We start from the raw sequence: 20,222 nt of genomic DNA on the forward strand, positions 1-20,222 counted from the left end.
ATGAGACCCCTGCCAGATCCCATTCCATCGTGTGTCTTTCCTCGCCTTTCCTGTGTGTGCGGTTTTTGCCGGACATCATAATGGTCTATCTCCAGGCTTTTTTGTTAATTATGGCGGCCAATGCCGCCCCGATCTTTGGGCGACTGCTTATGAAAGGGCGTTGGAGTGCTCCTCTTGATGGGGGAGCGACCTTCTTCGATGGGCAGCCGTTGTTGGGGCCATCGAAAACCTATCGAGGTGTGGCTTTCTCATTGGTGGGCACGGTTCTGGCGGCGGATGTTCTGGCTATGCCATGGGAAATAGGCCTGCTGACTGGAGGGTTAGCGATGACCGGCGACTGCCTCTCCAGTTTTATTAAGCGACGGTTGGGTTATGCCTCAGGAGGGATGGCCCTGGGCTTGGATCAAATTCCGGAAAGCCTTTTTCCCCTGTTGGGGCTATGGGGACCCCTGTCGTTATCGGCGATTGGCATAATGGCCACTGCGGGTGCGTTTATGGTGATCGAACTGTTTATTTCTCCGATTTTATACAGATTCCGGATTCGTAAAAATCCGCATTGATTCATTCTGTGTTCCCGCTGCAGAGTTTATTCCTTGGAAAGATTTTTGGTCTTGGGGAGGGTAATTCCCAATTGACCAAGTTTCCGGTTAAAGCCGGAAGGTGTGTTGAGGGTATGGATTAAGCGTCCATCCGGCTGTTCGTAGGTAATAAGGCCACCATCTTGTAGCGGCCAGACGAGTACTCGATCTTTGGCCTGATGGCTGGAAAAGGCTTGAGGGGAACATGGCATGCCGAGTAGCATTTCGAAGGAAACGGGAGGCTCCAACCTGGGGAGGACAAGCCGCCCCGGACAATTTCGAATGGGCCGCCAATGCCAACGGGTTCGTAATTCCTCAAAGGTCATAGGAGCGCTTCCTTGACGAACTCCTTCCACTGCGAGATGGACGTATTTGGCAATCTTAGTGGAAGAGAGGATGGCTCCGGTATATGCTTCATGTCATGGTCCATGGAATGAGGCCTGGATGTATCAGTGACAGCGAGGCCACCGTACTGAGATCCCGGTGTGGAAATGAATGTAGATCCCTCATCTGAAGAAGCATCTTCAGGCAATTCCCGAACACCCCTCATGTCGATCGGATTCGCGGTTTTCGCCGTTCTCATCGTGCCGGTTTTTCTCTATTCCATGGGCCCGGATGGGCCTGCCAAAGTTGGTGACGTGGTGTTTGCCACGGATCGCCATCGTGTACGGATAATGGGTTCCGGAAATGAGGAGATTGGAACGTATTCGGCGATGTGTGTTCTCGAGCCACGGGTACAATTAGTGGTTCAGCAAATGGGCCCTCCCTCAGAGGGGGGTATGATTGCGGAACCGGTTGGCCTTGAGAAGACTGGTCCACCCTTTTGCGTTCCGGGGAAACCGGTTATGGTGTATTCCCATCAGGTGACCTTACAACCGGACCTGTGGGGTGGCCTGCAGGACACACTTTTGCAGCTCTCCTCTGGTCGCTGAGCAGGACGACCCCTACGCCGTTTATCTCCAGGCGCTCAGGAGGGTTTGAGCTTGTCTGAAAAGCGTTGCCGGAACTTTGCCACTTTGGGGTTAATGAGGTAGGCACAGTAAGGTTGTGACGGGTTCTGCACAAAATATTCCTGGTGATAGGCTTCGGCCATGTAAAAGGGTGACGCAGGTTCCACCTGGGTCACAATGGGATCGTCGAACAACTTGGCTTCCGTCAGGGTGCGAATGACCTCGTGTGCGATCGTGTCTTGTGCTGAGGAATGGGTGAAAATGGCGGAGCGATATTGGGTGCCCGCATCATTCCCTTGTCGGTTGAGGGTGGTGGGGTCATGGATGCCAAAAAAGATTTCCAGGAGTTCCCGGTAGGTGATGATGCCGGGATTAAAGGTAATTTGTATCACTTCGGCATGCCCCGTGTTTCCGCTGCAAACAGCCTCATAAGTTGGATTGGGACGACTACCGCCCATATAGCCGGATTCTACGGACTCGACACCCTTTACCTGATCGAATACGGCTTCGAGGCACCAGAAGCAGCCGCCACCGAATGTGGCGAGTTCTTTTCCTGTTGAGGAGGCTATGGCCGAGTCAGACATGCGTTACTCCTTTAAATGAGTCGTCATATAAGTAAGAAGAGAATTTTTCTCCCACAATTTCCAAATCTGGTAGATTTTCTGCGACAGCTTGATAGTTGGTACAAGAAGCAAAAGACTGAAGCCGTGCGATCGATCTGTCCGGTCACAGAGTTTATACCATGCCCTGTTTTTTTGGGCCACTGCTGGTTGGACTGGTGGCTAGGTGAGAGTGGATTTTTCCCCTGAAATTTTCGCTTTACTTTTTGTTCGGCCCCTTTATAGGCTTGGAGGATTTTCTTTTAGACTGTTGAGTGGTGTGGAGAGGAGCAAGTTATATGCGGGTAGTGTGGGCCACGGACATTCACTTGAATTTTCTGGATGTCGAGGGACGGGACGTATTTTTTTCGTCCGTTCGTGCTCAACAGCCGGACGTCGTGTTTGTGACCGGAGACATTGCTGAGGCTCCATCGTTAACCCAACTGCTCCATGAAATGCATCAAGCCATTCATGTGCCGTTGTATTTCGTCCTGGGGAATCATGATTTTTACTATGGTTCGATTTCCCAAATTCGAAATGATGTGGAATGCTGGCGTCAGAGTCAGCCTGGACTCACCTATCTTTCGACATCGGGGTTGGTCGAATTGACGCCGACGACGGCGATGGTGGGGCATGACGGATGGGGAGACGGGCGCTATGGGAACTATCATCTGTCCCCGGTTAGGCTCAGTGATCAGGAGTTGATCGCGGATTTTCAGGATTTAGATCGGGAGGCGGTGTTACGCAAACTCCGTGCGTTGGGAGATGAGGCGGCTTGCTATTTACGGGATCGATTGGATGAGGCCTTGTCATCATATCAGCGCGTCATTTGCCTGACGCATGTCCCGCCATTTAAAGAAGCCTGCTGGTATCAGGGGAAAATGGGAAACGATGATTGGCTTCCATATTTTGCCTGCCAGGCAGTTGGCGAGGTGTTACTTGACGCATCACGGGAACGGCCGGATTGTCAAATCACCGTCTTGTGTGGTCACACCCATCATGCGGGGACCGTTCACCTGCGGCCAAATCTGCGGGTTCTGACGGGTTCTGCCGAATATGGTGCTCCGTGTATTCAAGAGAGCCTCGACCTTGAGGAACTGTTTCCCCAATCAATGTTGGTAGAAGGCGGTGAGGGTGAGGGAGGAGCGGTCGGTAGCAACTGATGCCTCCGGAAGGCCATCAGGTCCCGCTAAATAAATCTGGTCCGTTCGTTTGGAGTGGGTACGCGGCACGAGTCGGATTTTCCCATCCACTGATAGCGATGCCGGGCGATGAAACTGTACACCATATCGCGAAGTGGCCGGGGAATGATGATGAAGGCATACAGCCAGGGCCAAGCTCCGGGAAGGCTGCGAAAAATTTTGAGAGCTGCAGTGGATTTTGTGAAGACCTTCCCGTGTTCCAGCATTAAAAAGGTTTCATAATCCTGAGTCGAAAGATGAAGGTGAGACAGAATGTCCTGCGCCGGTTGGGATTGAAGCGTTCCGAACTTAAATAATCCTCGGGAATCCCGCTCGAGGACAAAATTGACAAACGCATTACAAAAATTACACACCCCATCAAAGACAATCACCTTTTCGTGCTTGTCCCAGTCATGGGATGGTAAGGAAGATCCTTGTTTCACGTACGTGCTCTTTTCTCTAATTGCGCTTTACGTTGTGTCGGCCAGGCGGCAATGAAAAGCTTTCCTTCCATTATAATACATGAGAACCATACCGGTTTTCTAAGGTGGTAGTGCCTAACCAGCCATGGAAGGCCGACGTTTGAAGAATCGCCATGCATGGACTTGGAGCCATTGATGGATGGGAACAAGATCGAAAAAAATGAGGTAGACAAACGGGATTAACAAAAAATTGACATCCATGAGGATAAAGGAGGATATGTGGAAAATGACGACGCCGGACAGAAAGAAGGCCCGCAGCTTGACCGATTGAATGAAGAGGATCAATGGGAATCCGAGTTCGAACGCGAGTACCAGATGGGAGAAAATCTGAATAAGGTCTGGGCGTTGGGCCAGCTCGAAGCTTAAGCTGTTTTTGACCAGTTCCCCTTCGCCTGTCATGCCCCATCGGACAGAGCGTTTGATCAGCACCTCCTGGATTCGGCCTTCCCCGGAAAACCATTCCCATCCGCTGACCCGCACTTTGGCAATGACACTCCAAAAATAAAACAGAGCGACATAGAGTTGCATCATTTTAATGGGCCAACTGGCCTCCCATTCCTTGAGGGGAGGGTAAGTGTGATGGCGTGAGTCACGAGAATGGACTTCTCCGCACCTGGAAAGCAGAAATAGGAAAAGCATTTGCATGGGAATGATATAACGATGATGGACGTCGCCGCTAAAACTATCTCTCACGCCCTTTAAATAAAAAATACAGAGGATAACGACAAGAATGGATGTTCGGGTCCATTTTCCCATGATCATACCGACTGTGGCGGTCATCAGGAGTGCATAGACGATAAACGACAGGGCAGGGATATGGTATTGAATCCCAAGCAGATGAAAATACCAAATGGGGTCCAGGAAATAATTTCTGGAGCCGATGGGGTTGAGGGTCAGGACTGTGGCGAATTGATAGGTGTGGAAAAACAGCAGCCCGCATCCAATATACATCCGCAACAAACCAAGGCTTTCTCCAGAAAATCCTCTAAAGAAAAATTGATTCCAGCCCCGGCTGATGAGGTTACAGAATGCCATGTTCCCACTTTGGCAGCCATTCGTCATGCCATTCGATCAAGGACTTTCGAGTGTCAATTTGAATGTTGTTAAGGTCCTTACGCAGTAAATCTTTCTTTCGATACACACGTTTCTGATGGTCGGCCTCTATCCGAATGATAAATTTAGGGTCGGAAGGTTCATGCCCTAAAGTTTTGTTGAGGGTCCAAAACATTCGCCATTCCCAATCAACCTCAAACCGAGGCTCATCTTCCTCTAATCCGCGGACCCATTGGTTGAGCGTTCCCAATTCAATATTTCCCTGTTTATGTTTAGGGGGGGCGGTGCCAAACATTCTCGAATAATATAATCGTCGAAAATTCGGTTTGGGAATATTGAGATCCTTATAGGATACGTAACCGGTTGATCCGTCCCGATAAGTTACTTTGAGGCCTTTTCGATATTTGTCTTTGTCCCATACTTTGACTGAAATGGTTTCGCGGGGTTCGTACACGCTATACATGGGGACCCAGGTTAATGGAAAGTAATCGATTCGAAAGATGACTGCTGCCCAAATGATGATCAAGTAGACAACAAGAATCAGGGTGATGGTCCGCTTGCTCACGCAAACCTTCCATGCGAGTTCTTGAGCGGGGTATTCATGTGGGTGTCTCCCCCTTGAGGTGAAGGTCCAAGTGACGGGCAAGCCCATTATCTTAAGAAAGGTGAGAGAACTCAATAGTGAGAAGTTACGAAAAAATTTTTGTCCGTGTGATTAGCGAATGGAGAGGGAAGGGGATTGTTGTCGATTTTCTCGGTGTATAAAAAGAAAGAAGCGCTAATCCTCAGATAGTCTGGAATCGAACGGTTGAGCAGTAGGAAATTCGCGAGTCCTGCTGTCCGGATTTCTATCGCGCTGGAGTCGGTTGGCTCATTTTTAGTGTGGTCTTTAAGGTTGGGATTCGAAATTGAACGATTTGGGACTGTGTCTTGGTTGACTTGTGCCGTTGGCGATTTCTATGTTAAAGACGTTATATCGCAGGAAGATGGTGCGTCCTCGGTGATCTGCTCTAGTTGTTCCTGTCGCAATGTTTTCTCTAGTTAAGTGGTGCTTCACCTCAGGTTGGCCATGGATCCAATGTGTGGATTGAAGTGGGGCTTTGCCCTCGAAGCGTCCAGATGTGCGGCCAAACTCACAAAATAGAAGGAGTGAGACTTTATGACAGTAGGTGTGTTCATTGATCGTCTCGAAGAATTTCGACACGGGGTTCTCCAGTATAGGGAGATATCCGGGCCGGATCAGGACCTGACTCGCAACGGCTCGGTTGGGTTGGAATCATCACCGTCAAATGCCTTACGGGATACCCTTTGCCGGCAGTTTCATTTCATAGATGAGTCTGTAGGGAATTTTAGCAGAGGTCGCTATCGCATTCATTTAGATTCCAGGGGTCGAGAAGATATTTATGTTCGTGCGTTATCTGAAGAATGTCAGGCAGAGCATCTTGACCTTATTCTGAGTGATCTTGAGCACATGCTGGCTGAGCTACAACAACGGCCTCGTCATTCTCTTCTGGGCGCACAGAAGGAATGGCCGGATAATTCGGGCGCCAATTCTCAGCCTTCCTTCGGCTCGTTGGGACACCTCGGCTCTTCTTCATCTGCCGCATCCTCTCAAACGCTGCACGCCGCGTTGAATACGGTGGCATGCGTCATTCATCAACGAGTTGATCGATCCCCAGACCAGGAGGAGCTTTTGGCCCATGTGCAGGCCATCCTAGATCATCCTAAAATCACCCACCTCCTCTCCTTCTCCCCTTCCCACTAACTGTAATCCTCGGTTTCATTCAAGCCCTGGGGGTTCCACCTCCCGATCATGATGTGGTGGTTTCAGAAAACCCTGAAGGGTATTGTGAAAGATCGTTTCTGAGCTTTCCTATTGATGGCGATCACTGCGATTCCTCTCCCTTGTAAGTCCCATTTCCCTTTTTCTTGAAATCTATTGATGGGAATCAAAAACGCATGGTTGGGCGATGGGAGTTGCGGTGCCTGAAGACTCTCAGGACGGCATTCGTCATAATGGGTCTGTTGAAAAAAGCCGCCAGCGGCGTTCTCGCCATTTTTCCGTGCTCACGTACTCAGGATACGCTCCGCGCGAAAAAACGGCTGCGGCCTTGCTGGGCCGACTTTTTTGAACCGACCCGGAGCCTTTGATGAGTCATCTTATCCTGGGTAAATTTGCCCTTGAAAATCTTAATTGTTCAACACTCCCATAATGTACCCATCAATGCGCCTCAGTTATAGTGTCCAAGACGAATTTCTACAGAATGGCGAAATCTTCTAAACAGTTTCTTCACTGGTCGATCAGCCGGGTGGTGCCGGTTGACCGGGATGAACTCCCTGCGCTCCTCTGGTCGTTTGTCTATTTTTTTTGTGTGCTGGCGGCCTACTACATTCTGCGACCGGTTCGCGATGAAATGGGAGTGCTCTCGGGGGCTCATAATCTCCCGTGGTTGTTCTCAATGGTGTTCATCACCATGCTAGCCGTGATCCCGATGTTTGGATGGGTCGCGGGGCAACTTCCGATTCGTCGATTATTGCCAACGGTCTATGTGTTTTTCATCCTGAATCTTTTGGCATTTTTTGTGGCTTTGCAAAGTGGAGTCGGGTTGCAAGCCTTTGGGCCCATCTTTTTTGTATGGTTGAGTGTGTTTAATTTATTCGTCGTGTCGGTGTTTTGGAGTTTTATGGCCGATGTGTTTTCCACTGATGCGGCTCGGCGACTCTTTGGTTGTATTTCCGCAGGAGGCAGTCTTGGCGCCATGACAGGGCCGTTTATCACCGCCATGGCGGTAAAAGGGGTCGGGGTTTCCGGGTTACTCTTGGTGTCAGCGATCTTCTTATTGATCGCGGTGGGATGCATTATGGCGTTGTTAAAATGGTATCACGTCCATCACGGGATTGATCTGGGAAACCGACACCTTTCTTCCATCAGGAATCCTGAAGGCACTCCTCCCAGCTTATGGGTAGGAGTGGTATGCATTGTTCGCTCGCCCTATTTGAAAGGGATTGCCCTCTATCTCATGTGTTATTCCATTCTGTCCACCTTCCTGTATTCGCAGCAAACCATATTAATTCCGCAAGTCATGCCGAGTTCGGAGGATCGCATGCAATTGTTTGCATCGGTGGATCTTGGGATCAATGTGTTCGCGTTCACGCTCCAGTTTTTCGCGACAGGCTGGCTGTTGACGCGGTTTGGCGTCGTGATCATGTTGGCTGTCATGCCCCTGGTATCATTGATTGGATTTGGGGTGTTTGGTTTAGTGACCGTCCTGCCGGTCTTGATCGGATTTGGTGTCCTGCGGCGTGCGGGAGAATTTTCCATCACCAAGCCGACGCGAGAAACCCTGTTTACCGTCGTTTCCCGTGAAGAAAAATATCAGGCGAAAAACGTGATTGATACGGTCGTTCATCGAGGTGCCGATATGGCGGGGACCGGGATTGTCTCCGTCTTTCATACCTGGGGAATGACTTTGTCCCACATGGCATTTGCGGCTCTGCCCATTGCGGGTCTATGGTTTGCCACGGGTGTGTGGCTTGGGCGACGACACGAAGCGATCCGGCGACGATGAGGTTTGTAATGAAAGAAAGCCCTACCTTAGACCGATCATCAGAGTTCATTCGATTGGAGTCATGAGATGAGTGATGCCTTGTTTACCTATGGGACGTTGCAATTTCCCGAAGTGATGGAAGCGGTGACGGGCCTGGCATTGCCATGGGTGGAAGCGGAAGCGACGGGGTTCGCCCAGTTTCGGTTTAGGGGCCGCATTTATCCGGGAATGGTGGCCCGGGAAGGCGCTCTGACACAGGGTCGCGTATATACCTCACTGAGTCATCAAATTTGGGAGCTTCTGGACCGGTTTGAAGACCCGGTCTATCGCAGAGAATTGCTTGAGGTTTACCGTGCAGATGGCTCTAAAATAACGGCTCATGCCTATGTCTTACCGGTCGCACAGCAACATTTGCTTTCTTCAGAACTGTGGCAGATGGATTGGTTTAGCGATGTCCATTTGGATGGATATGTGAGTCGGTGTCGCGTGTTTTATGAAACGATCACTTCCCAGGGCTTACCGGAACGCTCTAAGCAAACGTTGTGGAAGTTGACGGATTCTTCGCAGAACTCTCAGGCATGATGAAGTATTCCAATCGACCGTTCCTGCTAATGATGCTGGTGACATTGGTTGTGTTTGGCGGGGCCTTGGTCTATTTCACAATGGAGTATCTCTCACAGGTCACCAAGCCGGATATCACACTTGCGGAATCCACGGGTCCTCAACTCAGGATGTTGCTGTTGGTCGTGACCATGCTGGCAGGAATGCCTGCAGTGGGAATGGGCGCCTATGTTATGTACCTTGGGTCACGAATTCGTGTCACTCAGCAGTGGCCTCCAGCGGGGATGGGATTTGGGGCAGAGACGCCGGTCATGTTAGGCGATCGGGCCACGTTCGTCGGATGGGCTGTGACGGGGCTTGGATTTGTTCTTGTGGTATGTGGAGTAACGTTGCCGGTGGTTGGTTGGAAGTTCGGGAACCTTGTTCAATAGACTGAATGCATCTTTTTTGACAGCACACCCAATCATGATGAGCCATAAATTATGACTGGATGGGATTGGGCGATTCTTGCCGTTTTTATTCTCTATGCCCTGCAAGCAGGGTTTCGAGAGCGAGCGGTCGCATCCCAAAATCTGGAAGAATATTTTCTTGCAGGACGCAGTCTTTCAGGATGGAAGGCCGGATTAAGCATGGCGGCCACGCAGTTTGCGGCTGACACTCCACTTCTTGTTACAGGGTTGGTGGCTACGGCCGGCATTTTCGCGTTGTGGCGCTTGTGGATTTTTGCCTTGGCCTTTCTCCTGATGGGGTTTCTCCTGGCTCCGAGCTGGCGGCGGGTAGGGGTGCTCACCGATGCCGAGCTGACGGAGGTGCGATATGGGCACGGTGCGGCGTCGGCGCTCCGGGGCATCAAAGCCATTTATTTCGGCACCATCGTCAATTGCACGGTGCTCGCTATGGTGCTGTTGGCGGCCACTCGCCTCGCTGAACCATTTCTTCTTTGGGATCAATGGCTTCCTGCCGGCTTTTTTGATGTGTTCGTTCACATGGTGAAATGGGGAGGGGTACCTTTTACCGTCGGCGGATTGGAGGCGGACAATGTGTGGGTGCGTTCGGCCAATAACCTTCTGTCGATCGGGGCTATTGTGTCCGTGACGGTGTTGTATTCCACCACCGGCGGGCTACGAAGCGTCGTCGCTACGGATCTGGTGCAATTTGGAATCGGGATCATTGCCAGCGGGGCATTTGCCTGGGTAGTGGTGGATCACGTAGGAGGCCTGGCGTCCTTGACTCAACACATTCAAAAAAAGTTTTCGGTGGCGGTTGGGTATCCACTAACCGGGAATGAGATTCTGGCTTTTACTCCCTTTGGTGCCAGGGATGCGACCATGATGGTGTTGTTGGTCTATGGATTTCAATGGCTCTTACAAATGAATGCGGATGGGACAGGATATTTGGCTCAACGGTCCATGGCATGCCGTACCGATCACGATGCGCGAGTCGCTTCGGTGGTGTTTACCGTGGCCCAAGTTGGGCTTCGGAGTTTGATCTGGTTGCCATTGGCCCTGGGATTACTGGTGATTTTTCCACCCCCACCGGGAATGATAGGCCCTCAGTTCATTGCGGCTCGCGAATTTACCTTTGTGCAAGGCATTCATGAACTGTTACCGCCAGGAATTAAAGGGTTGATGGTCGTCGGAATGTTGGCGGCCTTGGCCTCCACCGTCGATACGCATTTGAATTGGGGGGCGTCTTATTGGACTAATGATATTTATCGCCGGTTTATTTGTGAGGGTTGGCTCAAGCGCGAACCTTCGCAACGTGCCCTGGTTTGGGTTGCACGTATCAGTAACCTGCTGATTCTCTTGATTGCCCTTTGTATTCTTCCGTGGTTGTCATCGATTCAAACTGCTTGGCAAATCAGTTTGTTGCTGGGAGCGGGAATGGGCGTAGTGTTGGTGCTTCGGTGGATCTGGTGGCGAATTACGGCATGGGGCGAATTAGCCTGCATTGCGGCTTCTGTGCTTATGGCCCCCCTGTTACTGTGGGCACTTCCAGGACAGCAAGAGGAAATGCGGTTGTTGATCATGGGTCTAGGAGCCGGTGCCATTGGTGTCGTCGTGTCCTGGTTCACCGGCCCAGAAGATCTCGATCGTTTGGAGACCTTTTACCGGCGTGCACGTCCTCCGGGATTTTGGGGACCCATCGAACTGCGGGTTCAATCTGGGCAGCGAAATGGAGTTCGGCGATTTTGGCGGGCGATTATGGCCATGGGGCTTACGGCATTGTCCATCTTCTGTTTGCTCACCGGTATCGGAACCTGGCTGGTGGGAAGTCCTGCCCCCGGATGGATGCCCTGGCGTGAGGCGTGGATTACCGGACTCTTGCTGCTGGGAATCCTCTTAATTCCCATTTGGATCAGGGTTGGTTTTCGTCAATCTGATTCTGTGACGCAGACCCAATAGAGTATGCAGAGGAGCAATCCATAGTTGTGGCTTCGAACGACATGAAATAACGATCGTAGTCCGTATTCCGGTGAGTGGCAGATGGAGGATAACTCGTGTTCTGAAGGAACAGCTATGCCGGTTGAAATTGCAGAAGGGGTTGATGGTACCAGAGAAAAATGGGATCTCTGGCCGGACGAAGCGAAGAGAAAAGAAAAGAAAAGAAAAGAAAAGAATGTTATAGGGAGTCTTCAATGAGGGTTTGAGCATCCGCCCATACCATCCCATCTGGAAGTCCCTTCATCCAATCTCCGGTTTCATTTGCTGGACGGTACGAATATTCTCTGCCAATTTTTTTGAGGATAATTTCTTCGCCATTCACCCAGGTTTGAATCGTATCCATTTCATCTATCCACATCACTGCCTCCCGGTTTAATATTGGTTATTTGCCAGATTACTGTGGCGGAGGGATGCGCTCCATTCCTCAAAAGTCGTGTCCAATATTTCTAGATGGCTTATGGGTCTGTTGAAAAAAGCCGCCAGCGGCGTTCTCGCCATTTTTCCGTGCTCACGTACTAAGCGTACGCTCCGCACGAAAAAACGGCTGCGGCCTTTCTGGACGGACCCTTCGGGAAGACTCAGGGAATGCTTTTTTGAACCGACCCGGAGCCCTCGAGGAGTAATCTAATCTTGGGCAATTTTGTCCTTGAAAATCTTAATTATTCAACACTCCCCTTATATCCAACCGGGTGAATAACGGCACCTATCCAGAAAGGATGTCCAGCGACGTTGAAGGATTTCATGCAACGGACAGCAGGAAAGGTAGGGATGTCGTAGTTAGCAGCTAAAGCGGACTTTTGTCTTTTGTGACGTGGGGAATTTTTGACGCTCTCCTGGAGGAGGCAGAAGCACTTTTTTAATTGTTGGCCCTCTGGATGTTTTTATGGAGTGGGAGTTTTCATGTCTGGGTTTTCTGTAGAAACGGGAGGTTCAATGATTGTCCCTCTGAGTAGATCCGGAGGATCGGTTTTATAGCGCTGTTCGATGGTGTGAGTCACGCAGAATTGTAGCTGCCTGAGTTGCATTTCATTAAGAGATTCTGGATTTTCTGAAAATTCATGCGCTAATTTTTGGCACTTCGGCTCCATGTTTTCACCACCCTGGGCCAGAGCAAATACCGGGAAAAGAATTAGTCCGAAGAATGTTAAAAGGATTCCTGATTTCATACTGTTCCTCCTATATATAACGGAATTCTTTTGCAAATCTCATACTCTTGGGTTTGAACATATCAAGCAAGGTGTTGCAGAAGGATTGCTGTTAGGAAACCCGTACAAACGAAAAATATAAGAGATGGTGCCGAAGGCGGGATTTGAACCCGCACACCCCGGAGGGCGCTAGACCCTGAATCTAGTGCGTCTGCCAGTTCCGCCACTTCGGCACGTGAGTGCGATTATCATCTTTTATAGAAATGCGGTCAAGTTGTCGCTATTCCGTTGTTGAGGTTCTTTTGTGGGAAGCCGACCCGAGCCATTCTTCCTGAATGAGACCTCAGTGGAAAGTATTCTTTGTAGAGCTATCCCACGCTGGTAGGTTGGGGTGAAGGACCCAGAAGGGTTTCCAGAAAGGCTTGTGGCCAGCGGCCAGGAGAAGATTTCGTCCCTGGTTCTCCAGGTAGCAGGTCGGAGGTGTCACCACTGAGAATGATTCGCTCACGAATGGTACCAGTGGCAGCAAGCAAAAGAGATGCAGGGATGCGTGGGGCATCATCAATAACCAGTAAATCAAACGGGACTTTTCGGAAGAGCGGGTCGGTAAGGATGCGGCCCGGGGTGCAGGTCATGATACGTTTGTTTTGTGCGAAGGCTTGGCGGTTGGTGCCTTCTCCAGCGGCCAGCATTTCCCGAATTTTTTTAGTGCCGCCCAATCGTTTGATTTCTTCTTTTAGTTCATCGTATTCCGGTCGCAGATTTTTAGGAACGGTCGCTTCGGGGATTAATTCTTTAATTCGCGTTTGGGCTATTTCGACTTCTTTCATGAGTCCAAGGATTTTGCCTTGGTAAATTTCCCGGTATTCGGCCAGAGTCTCGATATTCTTGCCCGCCACCTGCATACTCATCCGTGTCCAAATGGGAAGTGCCTCATAGTCCCGGACAGTTTTATCGATATTTTTGACTTTCCCTTGCCAGTCACTGAGCTGTGTGAGTAATCGCCATTCCAACAATTTTACTTCGTTCAGATCTTTTTGCTTGTCGCGTTTGTAGGCCAGAATTGGAGTTAGTTCCCTGAACCGGTCATATTTTTTTCGTAAGGAGACTTTTTTGGCGTTGGCCTTGGCAAAAAAATGGGACATCTGTGCTTCAAAGCCAAAGTCCTGGAGAAGCATCCCTCCCGCATCTTTTACTAAAGGTAGTTCATACCGGCAGAGCAAACTTCGGTAGGGCAAGGCCGCCATTTTTAAGGCGTGTGCAACCGCACCAGTTAATTCATCAACTGTGTGATGATCCGGAGCCACCAAGAGAATTCGTTTATTTTTCCGAACCTGATCGACGATTAACGTTGTCAACTTTGTCCAGCGTGTTTGCCGTGTGTCTCCCCAGATAGTCGTCAGCACTGTAGTCGGAATGCTGTCTCTTGCTGCCGTTTGATGGGAGAGCGGTTCAGGGTCCAGCCAGGGCACCAATCGTTCGGCAGGCCCAAGTGTAAAGGAATCAGGTTTGCTGGCCATGTCGGCCAACCGTGTGGCCCCGGTTTCGAGGAAACCCGATGTGTCGGGAATGAGGGTACACCGATTGAGGGTATGGCCGACGTGATCAAATGTTTGGAGTATGAGCGATCCATTTTGCCACCCCAGAAGATAGCCTTCGGTCGGTTCCATATCGTTACCCGGCAACAACGTCACCGGGATGTCGGGTAGGAATGTACTTCCAGGGGGAACATCACAACTATAGAGGTGAAGGGAGCCTACCGTGCGGAGGTGTCGGGCTTGGGCAATCTCCAACGGTGCGTCTAATCCACGGCTCATGGCGACTTCCCGTTCGCTGTTGAGTTGGACTGTGACTAAATTGAGAAGATCGTAAAGTTTCATGAAAATTATTGATTGAGTGCTGACAGTTCCAGGAGTTCCTTGATACAGAGGGCGAGACATCCCAACCCTCCGGTAAGTGGAGTTCGATCAGCCTCACACCCTCGATTGTGTGCACATTCAAACAGGGCGGGTAGCTTGGGATCAAGAGGGAGAGGCTCAAGTAAATAGAGGATGAGCGCCCCGGAGGTATCGGTCGAGAGGACGGCGACCCGTTGTCGGTGATCATCCTCAAAAATTACCGCTTGTGGGCTCGGAGCGACAAATGGGCGGGCGACAGAGAGTCCTGTGAGTGGAATGGTTTGGACAATGAGTGAGTCAGGTGGGGTGAGCGGCCGATTGGAAAAGCGAAGGTTGAGATCCGAGAATGGTTGGAGTGCGAGTCCTTCTTTGTCCTTCATTCCTTCTTCGGCAATGGTTAATGGAGGAAAGACTAAAAGACCAAGGGCAAATAGGGTGAGAAGGAGAAGGTTGAAAAGTATGTTGGTTCGAAGCTGACGTGGGTTAAGGTGGTTCATCATCTCACTATTCCGACGCCGAGAGTATGGCAAATGAAAAACCAATCTGATCGTTTACCTTGGCTGTGATGTGTCGATTAGGGTCAGTTTTGAGCCTGAACAATCATGGTAATGCTTAAGTGTTAATGTTTAGTAAGTATGGAGGAGCATAGCATATTTTCGAACGGGTTGTTTCAAAATTCTCTATGGAATTGTCTGGTTATCGTAAGCATGTCTGTTGGTTGACCACCGATTATGAAGTAGAAGCATATTCTATGATATATCCGGCAATTACATTGACTTTTTCTACACCCAGTCTTAAGATGTTTCCCTTATTCGCAGGCTAAGGAGACGTGTTTTATGAAGGTTATTTTGCAGGAAAATGTAGAAGGTTTAGGGTATTTGGGTGATGTGTTGACGGTGGCCAAAGGGTATGCACGGAATTATTTGCTCCCGAGGAAAAAAGCGGTCGTAGCTGAAGAGCGACAGGTCAAATTGTTGCAGCATATCAAGCGGCAGATCGACCAAAAGGCCAAAAAAGAATTGGAGTCTTTAGGCGAGTCGGGGAAGAATCTTTCAAAAATCTCCCTGACATTTGAAGTGCAGACCGGAAAGGATGACAAGCTGTTCGGGTCTGTGACATCCAAAGATGTGGCCGAACGATTGGCTGCTCAAGGCGTTGAGGTGGACCGAAGAAAAATTCACTTGCCACAGCCTCTCAAGGAGTTGGGGACCTTTTCGGTTGCCATTAAGCTTCATCGGGATGTGGTTCCCAAGATTAATGTGACCCTGGTGAAGAAAGCTGCAGAAGAGGCTACCCCTGAAGGGGGATCAGAGAAAGATCAGGCCGATGAAGCGGTCGACGAGTAAGCGATGAGACATTCCGTCGGAACACTCAAAGCGATCCGTGACACTGATTATGAGGTGTATGCGGCTATTCGGGCTGAAGAAAAAAGGCAGCGGGAAAACTTAGTTCTTATTGCCTCAGAAAATTACGCTAGTCCCGCAGTCCTGGGTGCCCAAGGCTGTTTGATGACCAACAAATACGCGGAAGGGTACTCCGGCCGGCGATATTACGGCGGATGCCAACATGTGGATACGGTCGAAGATTTAGCCATTGCGAGAGCCAAAGAAATCTTCGGGTGTGAGCATGTGAATGTTCAACCCCACTCGGGTTCTCAAGCCAATATGGCGGCGTATCTTTCGGTTCTAAAAACAGGAGATACCATCTTAGGGATGGATCTGGCTCATGGTGGGCATCTTACCCACGGTAGCCGTGTAAGTTTTTCAGGAAAACTGTTTCAGGCGTTTTCCTATGGAGTAGATCGGGAAACTGAGGAAATCAATTATGATGTGGTAGAGCAGCAGGCTCAGGAGGTCCGTCCTCGTATGATTGTTGTCGGGGCCAGCGCGTATTCCAAAATTATTGACTTCCCTCGTTTTCAGGCCATAGCGAAATCGGTTGGTGCGTATCTTCTTGTTGATATTGCCCACATAGCGGGTTTGATTGCAGTCGGGTTGCATCCAAGCCCGGTTCCCTATGCTGACTTTGTCACCACCACGACCCATAAAACATTGCGGGGCCCACGCTCCGGCATGATTATGTGCAAAGAAGAGCATGCCAAAGCTGTTGACAAAATGGTGTTCCCTGGAACGCAGGGTGGGCCGCTTATGCATGTCATTGCAGCCAAAGCGGTGGCTTTTAAAGAAGCCCTGTCACCGGGATTTAAAACCTATCAACAACAAGTGCTGGCGAACGCCAAGGAGTTGGCTGAGGGCTTTTTGAAGCGGGGATATCGAGTGGTGTCTGGTGGGACCGAAAATCATTTGTTCCTCTTGAATCTGACATCCAAAGGCGTGACAGGGAAAGAAGCCGAAGCCGCACTCAATGCCTCCGGCATTGTGGTCAATAAGAATGCGGTGCCGTTTGATGAAAAACCACCGGCTGTTGCAAGCGGCATTCGTATTGGCACGCCGACGGTCTCAACTCGTGGCATGCAGAAACCCGAGATGGAGCAGATTCTCTCCTGGATGGATGAGGTCATCCAACATTCTCAGGAAGCGTCCCTTCATAAACGGATTTTGCGGGATGTCAAAGACCTGTGCTCACGATTTCCGATCTTTCATCCATACTAACCTTCCTCCACCGCCTTCCATCCTTAAGGTAAGGGCCGCTCTTTCGTGAAATGTCCTTTTTGTGACCAATTAGAAGATAAGGTCATTGATTCGCGGACCGCACGTGAAGGAGAAGTGATCAGGCGTCGTCGCGAATGCTTAGGCTGTAAGCGGCGGTTCACCACCTACGAACGAATCGAAGAAAATTTGCCGATGGTGGTCAAAAAAGACAATCGGCGAGAGCCGTTTGATCGGGCCAAAATTCTAGCAGGACTCAAAAAGGCCTGCGAAAAACGGCCGGTCAGTATTGGAGCGTTAGGTGCGGCGGTTGATCGGATTGAAAAACGTATTCAGGACCTTGGAGAAACAGAAGTTCCAAGCCGAACCGTCGGAGAGGAAGTCATGCGGGCCTTAAAAGAATTGGATCCCGTCGCGTATGTTCGATTTGCCTCGGTGTATCGGGAATTTAAAGACATTGATCAATTTATGGATACCATACGGGCTTTAACCCAAGACACCAGGATGTCCTGAGTTATGCTCATTTGTCTGTGGCGGATAGCGAGTCCCCCTGTTTTGTCCGCGTCATAACGTGACAAGGGTAGGGATCTTCTCTTCGAAAAGATCTTCAACCTATTCCGATCATGAAAGTGGATATCTATGCCATCCCCCAAGCCCTCCTCCCGTTCCCCACGCATCACCAAACGTAGTCCACGGCGACCAAAGGCAAAAGTGACCTCCAGCCGGGTGGCGATTATTGGTGGGGGCCATGGTGGTACTGCACTCATGGAGATTTTTGCGGAGGATCCCTTGGTTACCGTGGTGGGGTTGAGTGAAATCCGTCCGCATACCATGGGCGTTCGTCTCGCTAAAAAAATCGGGATTCCTGTCCTTCGCCGCTATCAAGATTTGCTCAAGATCAAAGACGTGGATCTGGTGATTGACGTAACGGGCGATCCCGAAGTGGAGAAGACCCTGCTTGAGTCGCATGCCCCACACTTGGCGTTGGTGGGAGGCGCAAGCGCCAAGTTTATGTGGCAACTGATTGAAGCCCGGATCCGGGCCTCTGCCGAAATTGAAAATACCCTCACCCGGTATCAATCGCTGTTTCGTTTGTATGTCAAAGAGGAAGCCGAAGGAGCGGTGGATGAGGAACGGACGCGCATTGCCTGTGAGATCCATGATGGTCTGGTGCAAACCCTGGTGGGAGTGAGCCTGAAGATGGAGCGTGTCCGTGAATTGGTGGCAGAGGATCCCCCCAAATGTTTGACGATGCTCAATCAGACGACCGTGCAATTGAAGCATGCCATTCAGGAGGCCAGGGAGGTGGTTTATAATCTTCGCCCGGGTCAATATGATCATTTAGCCTTTATTCCCGCGTTGTCAAATTATCTGAAGGCCTATGAAAGGGAGCACCGGATACGGACTGAGTTTGATGGGAGTGGGGATGAATCCCAACTTGATCCGAAAGCGAAAGTCTTTGTTTTTCGCATGGTCCAGGAAGCATTAAGCAATGTGGCCAAACATGCCGGAGCGACCAAGGTGATTGTAAAAGTCGCGCTCAAGAAAGATGTCTTGAAAGCCACCGTTTCTGATAATGGCCAGGGCTTTGACGTCAAGGCAGAGGGGCAGAATCCTGAAAAATGGGATCATTTCGGAGTAAGAAGTATGACGGAACGGGCGAGAATGTTAGGTGGAAACGTGCAGTGGGTGTCGAAACCCGGCACCGGCACGAAAGTTGAAATTTTCATTCCTCTGGTATTAAAGGAAAAGGTGCCTTATGCCCAAAACGACTAAAGTCCTCATTGTTGATGATCATCGTGTGGTGCGTGAAGGATTATGTGCGATTCTGGAAACAAAGGACGATATCCAGGTGGTGGGGGAAGCGAAAGATGGAGGAGAGGCCGTCGAACAGACCCGACAGCTTATGCCGGATGTGATTCTCATGGATGTCAGTATGCCCGGAATGACGGGGGTGGAAGCCACGCGAATCATTAAACGGGAATTTCCTCACATCGGGGTGGTGGCCCTGACGATGTACGAAGAACAGCAATACATTTTTGATCTGGTGCGAGCCGGAGCCACTGGATATTTACTTAAAGATAGTGATTCGGCGCAAATTGTGGCTGCTATTCGAACTATTGCCCGTGGCGAGTCTCTTATACATCCATCGGTCGCCAGTAAGATTCTGGTCGAGTTTTCTTTGTTGTCTGAAGGCAAAGGCAAAAAACGGGGAATTTTGGAACACGATCTCACCGACCGTGAAATCACCGTGTTGCAATTAGTGGCGGATGGAAAAACCAATAAGGAGATTGCGAACGTCCTGGATCTCAGTGAAAAGACGGTCAAAAATCATGTCCGCAATATCTTTCATAAATTGCATGTGTTTGATCGAACTCAAGCGGCCATCCTGGCCATTCGCAAAGGCATCATCGAACTCGAACCTCGCAAAATGTAAGGCGCGCCGCACGTCCATCCTGTTGTCTTCTTTCACGTTGTCCTCTCGCGGCGCGTGAATCGCGGTTTCTTCGTTTTACCTTGCCCGCCTATTTTCTTCAGTGCTAACATGCCATCATTGGGAAGATTATCAAGGAGGAGTGAATGCAATGGCGAATGTGACCTTGTTGGTGTCCAAATCCTGTTCGGCCTGTCCTAATGCGAAAACGCTGTGGAAGGGCATGCGGGTCAAATATAGTTTCAGTTACCGGGAGATTGATATCACATCGGAGGCCGGTCAAGAACTCGCGGAGCGACATGCTATTCGTGCCGTGCCCGCCACCCTGATCAATGGACGGTTGACCTTTATCGGAGTTCCACCACGGGAGAGTGCGGAGAAAGCGCTGCAAGCGAAGGCGAAGCCAAAACCTAAAAAAGAGGAAACTGAGGAATAATCTCAGGATTTTATCACTATTAATATAGCTCCTCATATACATGTTCTGAGGAGATATCCACCGCGAAGGATACACGAGGTTCACACATGCCCAATGAAGATGAAGACGAAATAGAATTAGATATCGAGTTGCCCGTCCTTCCCAGGGTTCCTTCCGGACCTCCTCCGGAATGTTCCTTCTGTGGTGATCCCATGTCCCTGATTGACGGGGATTGGAGTTGCCCTGATTGTAATGGCGAGCTCATAGGACCGGAAACCGGCTAGAAATCGGCAGGAATCGGTCTTATAGCCTACCTCCGATCGAA

At 50.2% G+C, this 20,222-nt stretch carries 25 protein-coding genes and 1 tRNA gene; 16 read left to right on the top strand and 10 right to left on the bottom strand.

Going from position 1 to position 20,222, the window contains the following annotated elements; translation table 11 throughout:
• The first annotated feature begins 80 nt into the window (after positions 1 to 80).
• A complete protein-coding gene (locus PQG83_RS01210; protein WP_312745826.1) occupies positions 81 to 560 on the top strand; it encodes a CDP-archaeol synthase in 480 nt (159 codons plus the stop codon).
• A 26-nt stretch (positions 561 to 586) separates the two neighbouring features.
• Here the strand turns inward: PQG83_RS01210 and PQG83_RS01215 are convergent, their stop codons facing one another.
• Entirely contained in the window at positions 587 to 904 is a 318-nt protein-coding gene (locus tag PQG83_RS01215; RefSeq protein ID WP_312745828.1) for a hypothetical protein, read from the bottom strand.
• A 165-nt stretch (positions 905 to 1,069) separates the two neighbouring features.
• On the opposite strand from PQG83_RS01215, the gene PQG83_RS01220 reads away from it, so the two are divergent.
• On the top strand, positions 1,070 to 1,510 hold the full coding sequence (locus tag PQG83_RS01220) for a hypothetical protein (protein ID WP_312745831.1): 441 nt from the start codon (positions 1,070 to 1,072) through the stop codon (positions 1,508 to 1,510).
• Positions 1,511 to 1,545: 35 nt separating this feature from the next.
• On the opposite strand, the gene msrA is transcribed toward PQG83_RS01220, so the two are convergent.
• Positions 1,546 to 2,112: a peptide-methionine (S)-S-oxide reductase MsrA gene (msrA, locus tag PQG83_RS01225; RefSeq protein ID WP_312745834.1), complete on the bottom strand. Its 567-nt coding sequence runs from the start codon at positions 2,110 to 2,112 to the stop codon at positions 1,546 to 1,548.
• A 314-nt stretch (positions 2,113 to 2,426) separates the two neighbouring features.
• On the opposite strand from msrA, the gene PQG83_RS01230 reads away from it, so the two are divergent.
• A complete protein-coding gene (locus tag PQG83_RS01230) occupies positions 2,427 to 3,290 on the top strand; it encodes a metallophosphoesterase family protein (protein WP_312745836.1) in 864 nt (287 codons plus the stop codon).
• 26 nt (positions 3,291 to 3,316) lie between these two features.
• Here PQG83_RS01230 and PQG83_RS01235 read toward each other — a convergent pair whose 3' ends face one another.
• The 3 genes from PQG83_RS01235 to PQG83_RS01245 form a co-directional block, all read right to left on the bottom strand.
• The gene (locus tag PQG83_RS01235; protein ID WP_312745839.1) at positions 3,317 to 3,751 is read right to left on the bottom strand and encodes a thiol-disulfide oxidoreductase DCC family protein; all 435 of its coding nucleotides are present in this window, start codon (positions 3,749 to 3,751) and stop codon (positions 3,317 to 3,319) included.
• 114 nt (positions 3,752 to 3,865) lie between these two features.
• Entirely contained in the window at positions 3,866 to 4,825 is a 960-nt protein-coding gene (locus tag PQG83_RS01240; protein WP_312745841.1) for an HTTM domain-containing protein, read from the bottom strand.
• Positions 4,812 to 5,408 carry a hypothetical protein gene (locus PQG83_RS01245; protein ID WP_312745844.1) on the bottom strand — a complete coding sequence of 199 codons (597 nt, stop codon included), beginning with the start codon at positions 5,406 to 5,408 and terminating at the stop codon, positions 4,812 to 4,814. The genes PQG83_RS01240 and PQG83_RS01245 overlap by 14 nt, the downstream gene beginning before the upstream one ends.
• Before the next feature lie 594 nt (positions 5,409 to 6,002).
• Here PQG83_RS01245 and PQG83_RS01250 point away from each other — a divergent pair.
• The 6 genes from PQG83_RS01250 (at position 6,003) to PQG83_RS01275 (ending at position 11,594) form a co-directional block, all read left to right on the top strand.
• Complete coding sequence (locus tag PQG83_RS01250) at positions 6,003 to 6,608, top strand: hypothetical protein (RefSeq protein ID WP_312745847.1); 606 nt, start codon at positions 6,003 to 6,005, stop codon at positions 6,606 to 6,608.
• 499 nt (positions 6,609 to 7,107) lie between these two features.
• Positions 7,108 to 8,412, top strand: coding sequence for an NTP/NDP exchange transporter (locus PQG83_RS01255; RefSeq protein WP_312745850.1), 1,305 nt, complete (start codon positions 7,108 to 7,110; stop codon positions 8,410 to 8,412).
• Positions 8,413 to 8,478: 66 nt separating this feature from the next.
• Positions 8,479 to 8,973, top strand: a complete 495-nt coding sequence (locus tag PQG83_RS01260; protein ID WP_312745851.1) for a gamma-glutamylcyclotransferase family protein — start codon at positions 8,479 to 8,481, stop codon at positions 8,971 to 8,973.
• Positions 8,970 to 9,383, top strand: coding sequence for a hypothetical protein (locus PQG83_RS01265; protein ID WP_312745853.1), 414 nt, complete (start codon positions 8,970 to 8,972; stop codon positions 9,381 to 9,383). The genes PQG83_RS01260 and PQG83_RS01265 overlap by 4 nt, the downstream gene beginning before the upstream one ends.
• Before the next feature lie 51 nt (positions 9,384 to 9,434).
• Positions 9,435 to 11,357: a sodium:solute symporter family protein gene (locus tag PQG83_RS01270; protein ID WP_312745855.1), complete on the top strand. Its 1,923-nt coding sequence runs from the start codon at positions 9,435 to 9,437 to the stop codon at positions 11,355 to 11,357.
• 114 nt (positions 11,358 to 11,471) lie between these two features.
• Positions 11,472 to 11,594: a hypothetical protein gene (locus PQG83_RS01275; RefSeq protein ID WP_312745857.1), complete on the top strand. Its 123-nt coding sequence runs from the start codon at positions 11,472 to 11,474 to the stop codon at positions 11,592 to 11,594.
• Here the strand turns inward: PQG83_RS01275 and PQG83_RS01280 are convergent.
• The 5 genes from PQG83_RS01280 to PQG83_RS01300 form a co-directional block, all read right to left on the bottom strand.
• The gene (locus tag PQG83_RS01280; protein WP_312745860.1) at positions 11,575 to 11,754 is read right to left on the bottom strand and encodes a hypothetical protein; all 180 of its coding nucleotides are present in this window, start codon (positions 11,752 to 11,754) and stop codon (positions 11,575 to 11,577) included. The two genes, PQG83_RS01275 and PQG83_RS01280, sit on opposite strands and share 20 nt — an antisense overlap.
• Positions 11,755 to 12,277: 523 nt before the next feature.
• Positions 12,278 to 12,562 (bottom strand): hypothetical protein, encoded by a 285-nt coding sequence (locus PQG83_RS01285; protein WP_312745862.1) that lies wholly within the window; start codon positions 12,560 to 12,562, stop codon positions 12,278 to 12,280.
• Positions 12,563 to 12,687: 125 nt separating this feature from the next.
• Positions 12,688 to 12,774: transfer RNA gene (locus PQG83_RS01290), tRNA-Leu, on the bottom strand.
• A gap of 135 nt (positions 12,775 to 12,909) precedes the next feature.
• A complete protein-coding gene (locus PQG83_RS01295) occupies positions 12,910 to 14,421 on the bottom strand; it encodes a coiled-coil domain-containing protein (RefSeq protein WP_312745865.1) in 1,512 nt (503 codons plus the stop codon).
• A 5-nt stretch (positions 14,422 to 14,426) separates the two neighbouring features.
• Positions 14,427 to 14,939: a hypothetical protein gene (locus PQG83_RS01300; protein ID WP_312745868.1), complete on the bottom strand. Its 513-nt coding sequence runs from the start codon at positions 14,937 to 14,939 to the stop codon at positions 14,427 to 14,429.
• 336 nt (positions 14,940 to 15,275) lie between these two features.
• On the opposite strand from PQG83_RS01300, the gene rplI reads away from it, so the two are divergent.
• The 7 genes from rplI to PQG83_RS01335 all read left to right on the top strand — a co-directional run bounded on the left by rplI (position 15,276) and on the right by PQG83_RS01335 (position 20,181).
• The gene (gene rplI, locus PQG83_RS01305; RefSeq protein ID WP_312745871.1) at positions 15,276 to 15,785 is read left to right on the top strand and encodes a 50S ribosomal protein L9; all 510 of its coding nucleotides are present in this window, start codon (positions 15,276 to 15,278) and stop codon (positions 15,783 to 15,785) included.
• 3 nt (positions 15,786 to 15,788) lie between these two features.
• Positions 15,789 to 17,051, top strand: a complete 1,263-nt coding sequence (gene glyA, locus PQG83_RS01310) for a serine hydroxymethyltransferase (RefSeq protein WP_312745874.1) — start codon at positions 15,789 to 15,791, stop codon at positions 17,049 to 17,051.
• Between the two features lie 45 nt (positions 17,052 to 17,096).
• Positions 17,097 to 17,561, top strand: a complete 465-nt coding sequence (nrdR, locus tag PQG83_RS01315; RefSeq protein ID WP_312745877.1) for a transcriptional regulator NrdR — start codon at positions 17,097 to 17,099, stop codon at positions 17,559 to 17,561.
• A gap of 126 nt (positions 17,562 to 17,687) precedes the next feature.
• Positions 17,688 to 18,824, top strand: a complete 1,137-nt coding sequence (locus tag PQG83_RS01320; protein WP_312745880.1) for a histidine kinase — start codon at positions 17,688 to 17,690, stop codon at positions 18,822 to 18,824.
• Entirely contained in the window at positions 18,808 to 19,485 is a 678-nt protein-coding gene (locus PQG83_RS01325) for a response regulator transcription factor (RefSeq protein ID WP_312745883.1), read from the top strand. The genes PQG83_RS01320 and PQG83_RS01325 overlap by 17 nt, the downstream gene beginning before the upstream one ends.
• A 148-nt stretch (positions 19,486 to 19,633) precedes the next feature.
• Positions 19,634 to 19,918 carry a glutaredoxin family protein gene (locus tag PQG83_RS01330; protein ID WP_312640026.1) on the top strand — a complete coding sequence of 95 codons (285 nt, stop codon included), beginning with the start codon at positions 19,634 to 19,636 and terminating at the stop codon, positions 19,916 to 19,918.
• An 86-nt stretch (positions 19,919 to 20,004) separates the two neighbouring features.
• Positions 20,005 to 20,181 (top strand): hypothetical protein, encoded by a 177-nt coding sequence (locus PQG83_RS01335; protein WP_312745886.1) that lies wholly within the window; start codon positions 20,005 to 20,007, stop codon positions 20,179 to 20,181.
• Positions 20,182 to 20,222 lie beyond the last annotated feature (41 nt).

Origin of the sequence: Candidatus Nitrospira neomarina (genome assembly GCF_032051675.1) — a bacterium.
GTDB classification, from domain to species: Bacteria; Nitrospirota; Nitrospiria; order Nitrospirales; family UBA8639; genus Nitrospira_E; species Nitrospira_E neomarina.

Excerpts from the sequence above, each read along its gene's own strand:
- PQG83_RS01210 (WP_312745826.1), top strand. The coding sequence starts at position 81 with ATGGTCTATCTCCAGGCTTTTTTGTTAATTATGGCGGCCAATGCCGCC.
- PQG83_RS01215 (WP_312745828.1), bottom strand. The coding sequence starts at position 904 with ATGACCTTTGAGGAATTACGAACCCGTTGGCATTGGCGGCCCATTCGA.
- PQG83_RS01220 (WP_312745831.1), top strand. The coding sequence starts at position 1,070 with ATGAATGTAGATCCCTCATCTGAAGAAGCATCTTCAGGCAATTCCCGA.
- msrA (WP_312745834.1), bottom strand. The coding sequence starts at position 2,112 with ATGTCTGACTCGGCCATAGCCTCCTCAACAGGAAAAGAACTCGCCACA.
- PQG83_RS01230 (WP_312745836.1), top strand. The coding sequence starts at position 2,427 with ATGCGGGTAGTGTGGGCCACGGACATTCACTTGAATTTTCTGGATGTC.
- PQG83_RS01240 (WP_312745841.1), bottom strand. The coding sequence starts at position 4,825 with ATGGCATTCTGTAACCTCATCAGCCGGGGCTGGAATCAATTTTTCTTT.
- PQG83_RS01250 (WP_312745847.1), top strand. The coding sequence starts at position 6,003 with ATGACAGTAGGTGTGTTCATTGATCGTCTCGAAGAATTTCGACACGGG.
- PQG83_RS01255 (WP_312745850.1), top strand. The coding sequence starts at position 7,108 with ATGGCGAAATCTTCTAAACAGTTTCTTCACTGGTCGATCAGCCGGGTG.
- PQG83_RS01260 (WP_312745851.1), top strand. The coding sequence starts at position 8,479 with ATGAGTGATGCCTTGTTTACCTATGGGACGTTGCAATTTCCCGAAGTG.
- PQG83_RS01265 (WP_312745853.1), top strand. The coding sequence starts at position 8,970 with ATGATGAAGTATTCCAATCGACCGTTCCTGCTAATGATGCTGGTGACA.
- PQG83_RS01270 (WP_312745855.1), top strand. The coding sequence starts at position 9,435 with ATGACTGGATGGGATTGGGCGATTCTTGCCGTTTTTATTCTCTATGCC.
- PQG83_RS01275 (WP_312745857.1), top strand. The coding sequence starts at position 11,472 with ATGCCGGTTGAAATTGCAGAAGGGGTTGATGGTACCAGAGAAAAATGG.
- PQG83_RS01280 (WP_312745860.1), bottom strand. The coding sequence starts at position 11,754 with ATGTGGATAGATGAAATGGATACGATTCAAACCTGGGTGAATGGCGAA.
- PQG83_RS01285 (WP_312745862.1), bottom strand. The coding sequence starts at position 12,562 with ATGAAATCAGGAATCCTTTTAACATTCTTCGGACTAATTCTTTTCCCG.
- PQG83_RS01295 (WP_312745865.1), bottom strand. The coding sequence starts at position 14,421 with ATGAAACTTTACGATCTTCTCAATTTAGTCACAGTCCAACTCAACAGC.
- PQG83_RS01300 (WP_312745868.1), bottom strand. The coding sequence starts at position 14,939 with ATGATGAACCACCTTAACCCACGTCAGCTTCGAACCAACATACTTTTC.
- rplI (WP_312745871.1), top strand. The coding sequence starts at position 15,276 with ATGAAGGTTATTTTGCAGGAAAATGTAGAAGGTTTAGGGTATTTGGGT.
- glyA (WP_312745874.1), top strand. The coding sequence starts at position 15,789 with ATGAGACATTCCGTCGGAACACTCAAAGCGATCCGTGACACTGATTAT.
- PQG83_RS01320 (WP_312745880.1), top strand. The coding sequence starts at position 17,688 with ATGCCATCCCCCAAGCCCTCCTCCCGTTCCCCACGCATCACCAAACGT.
- PQG83_RS01325 (WP_312745883.1), top strand. The coding sequence starts at position 18,808 with ATGCCCAAAACGACTAAAGTCCTCATTGTTGATGATCATCGTGTGGTG.
- PQG83_RS01330 (WP_312640026.1), top strand. The coding sequence starts at position 19,634 with ATGGCGAATGTGACCTTGTTGGTGTCCAAATCCTGTTCGGCCTGTCCT.
- PQG83_RS01335 (WP_312745886.1), top strand. The coding sequence starts at position 20,005 with ATGCCCAATGAAGATGAAGACGAAATAGAATTAGATATCGAGTTGCCC.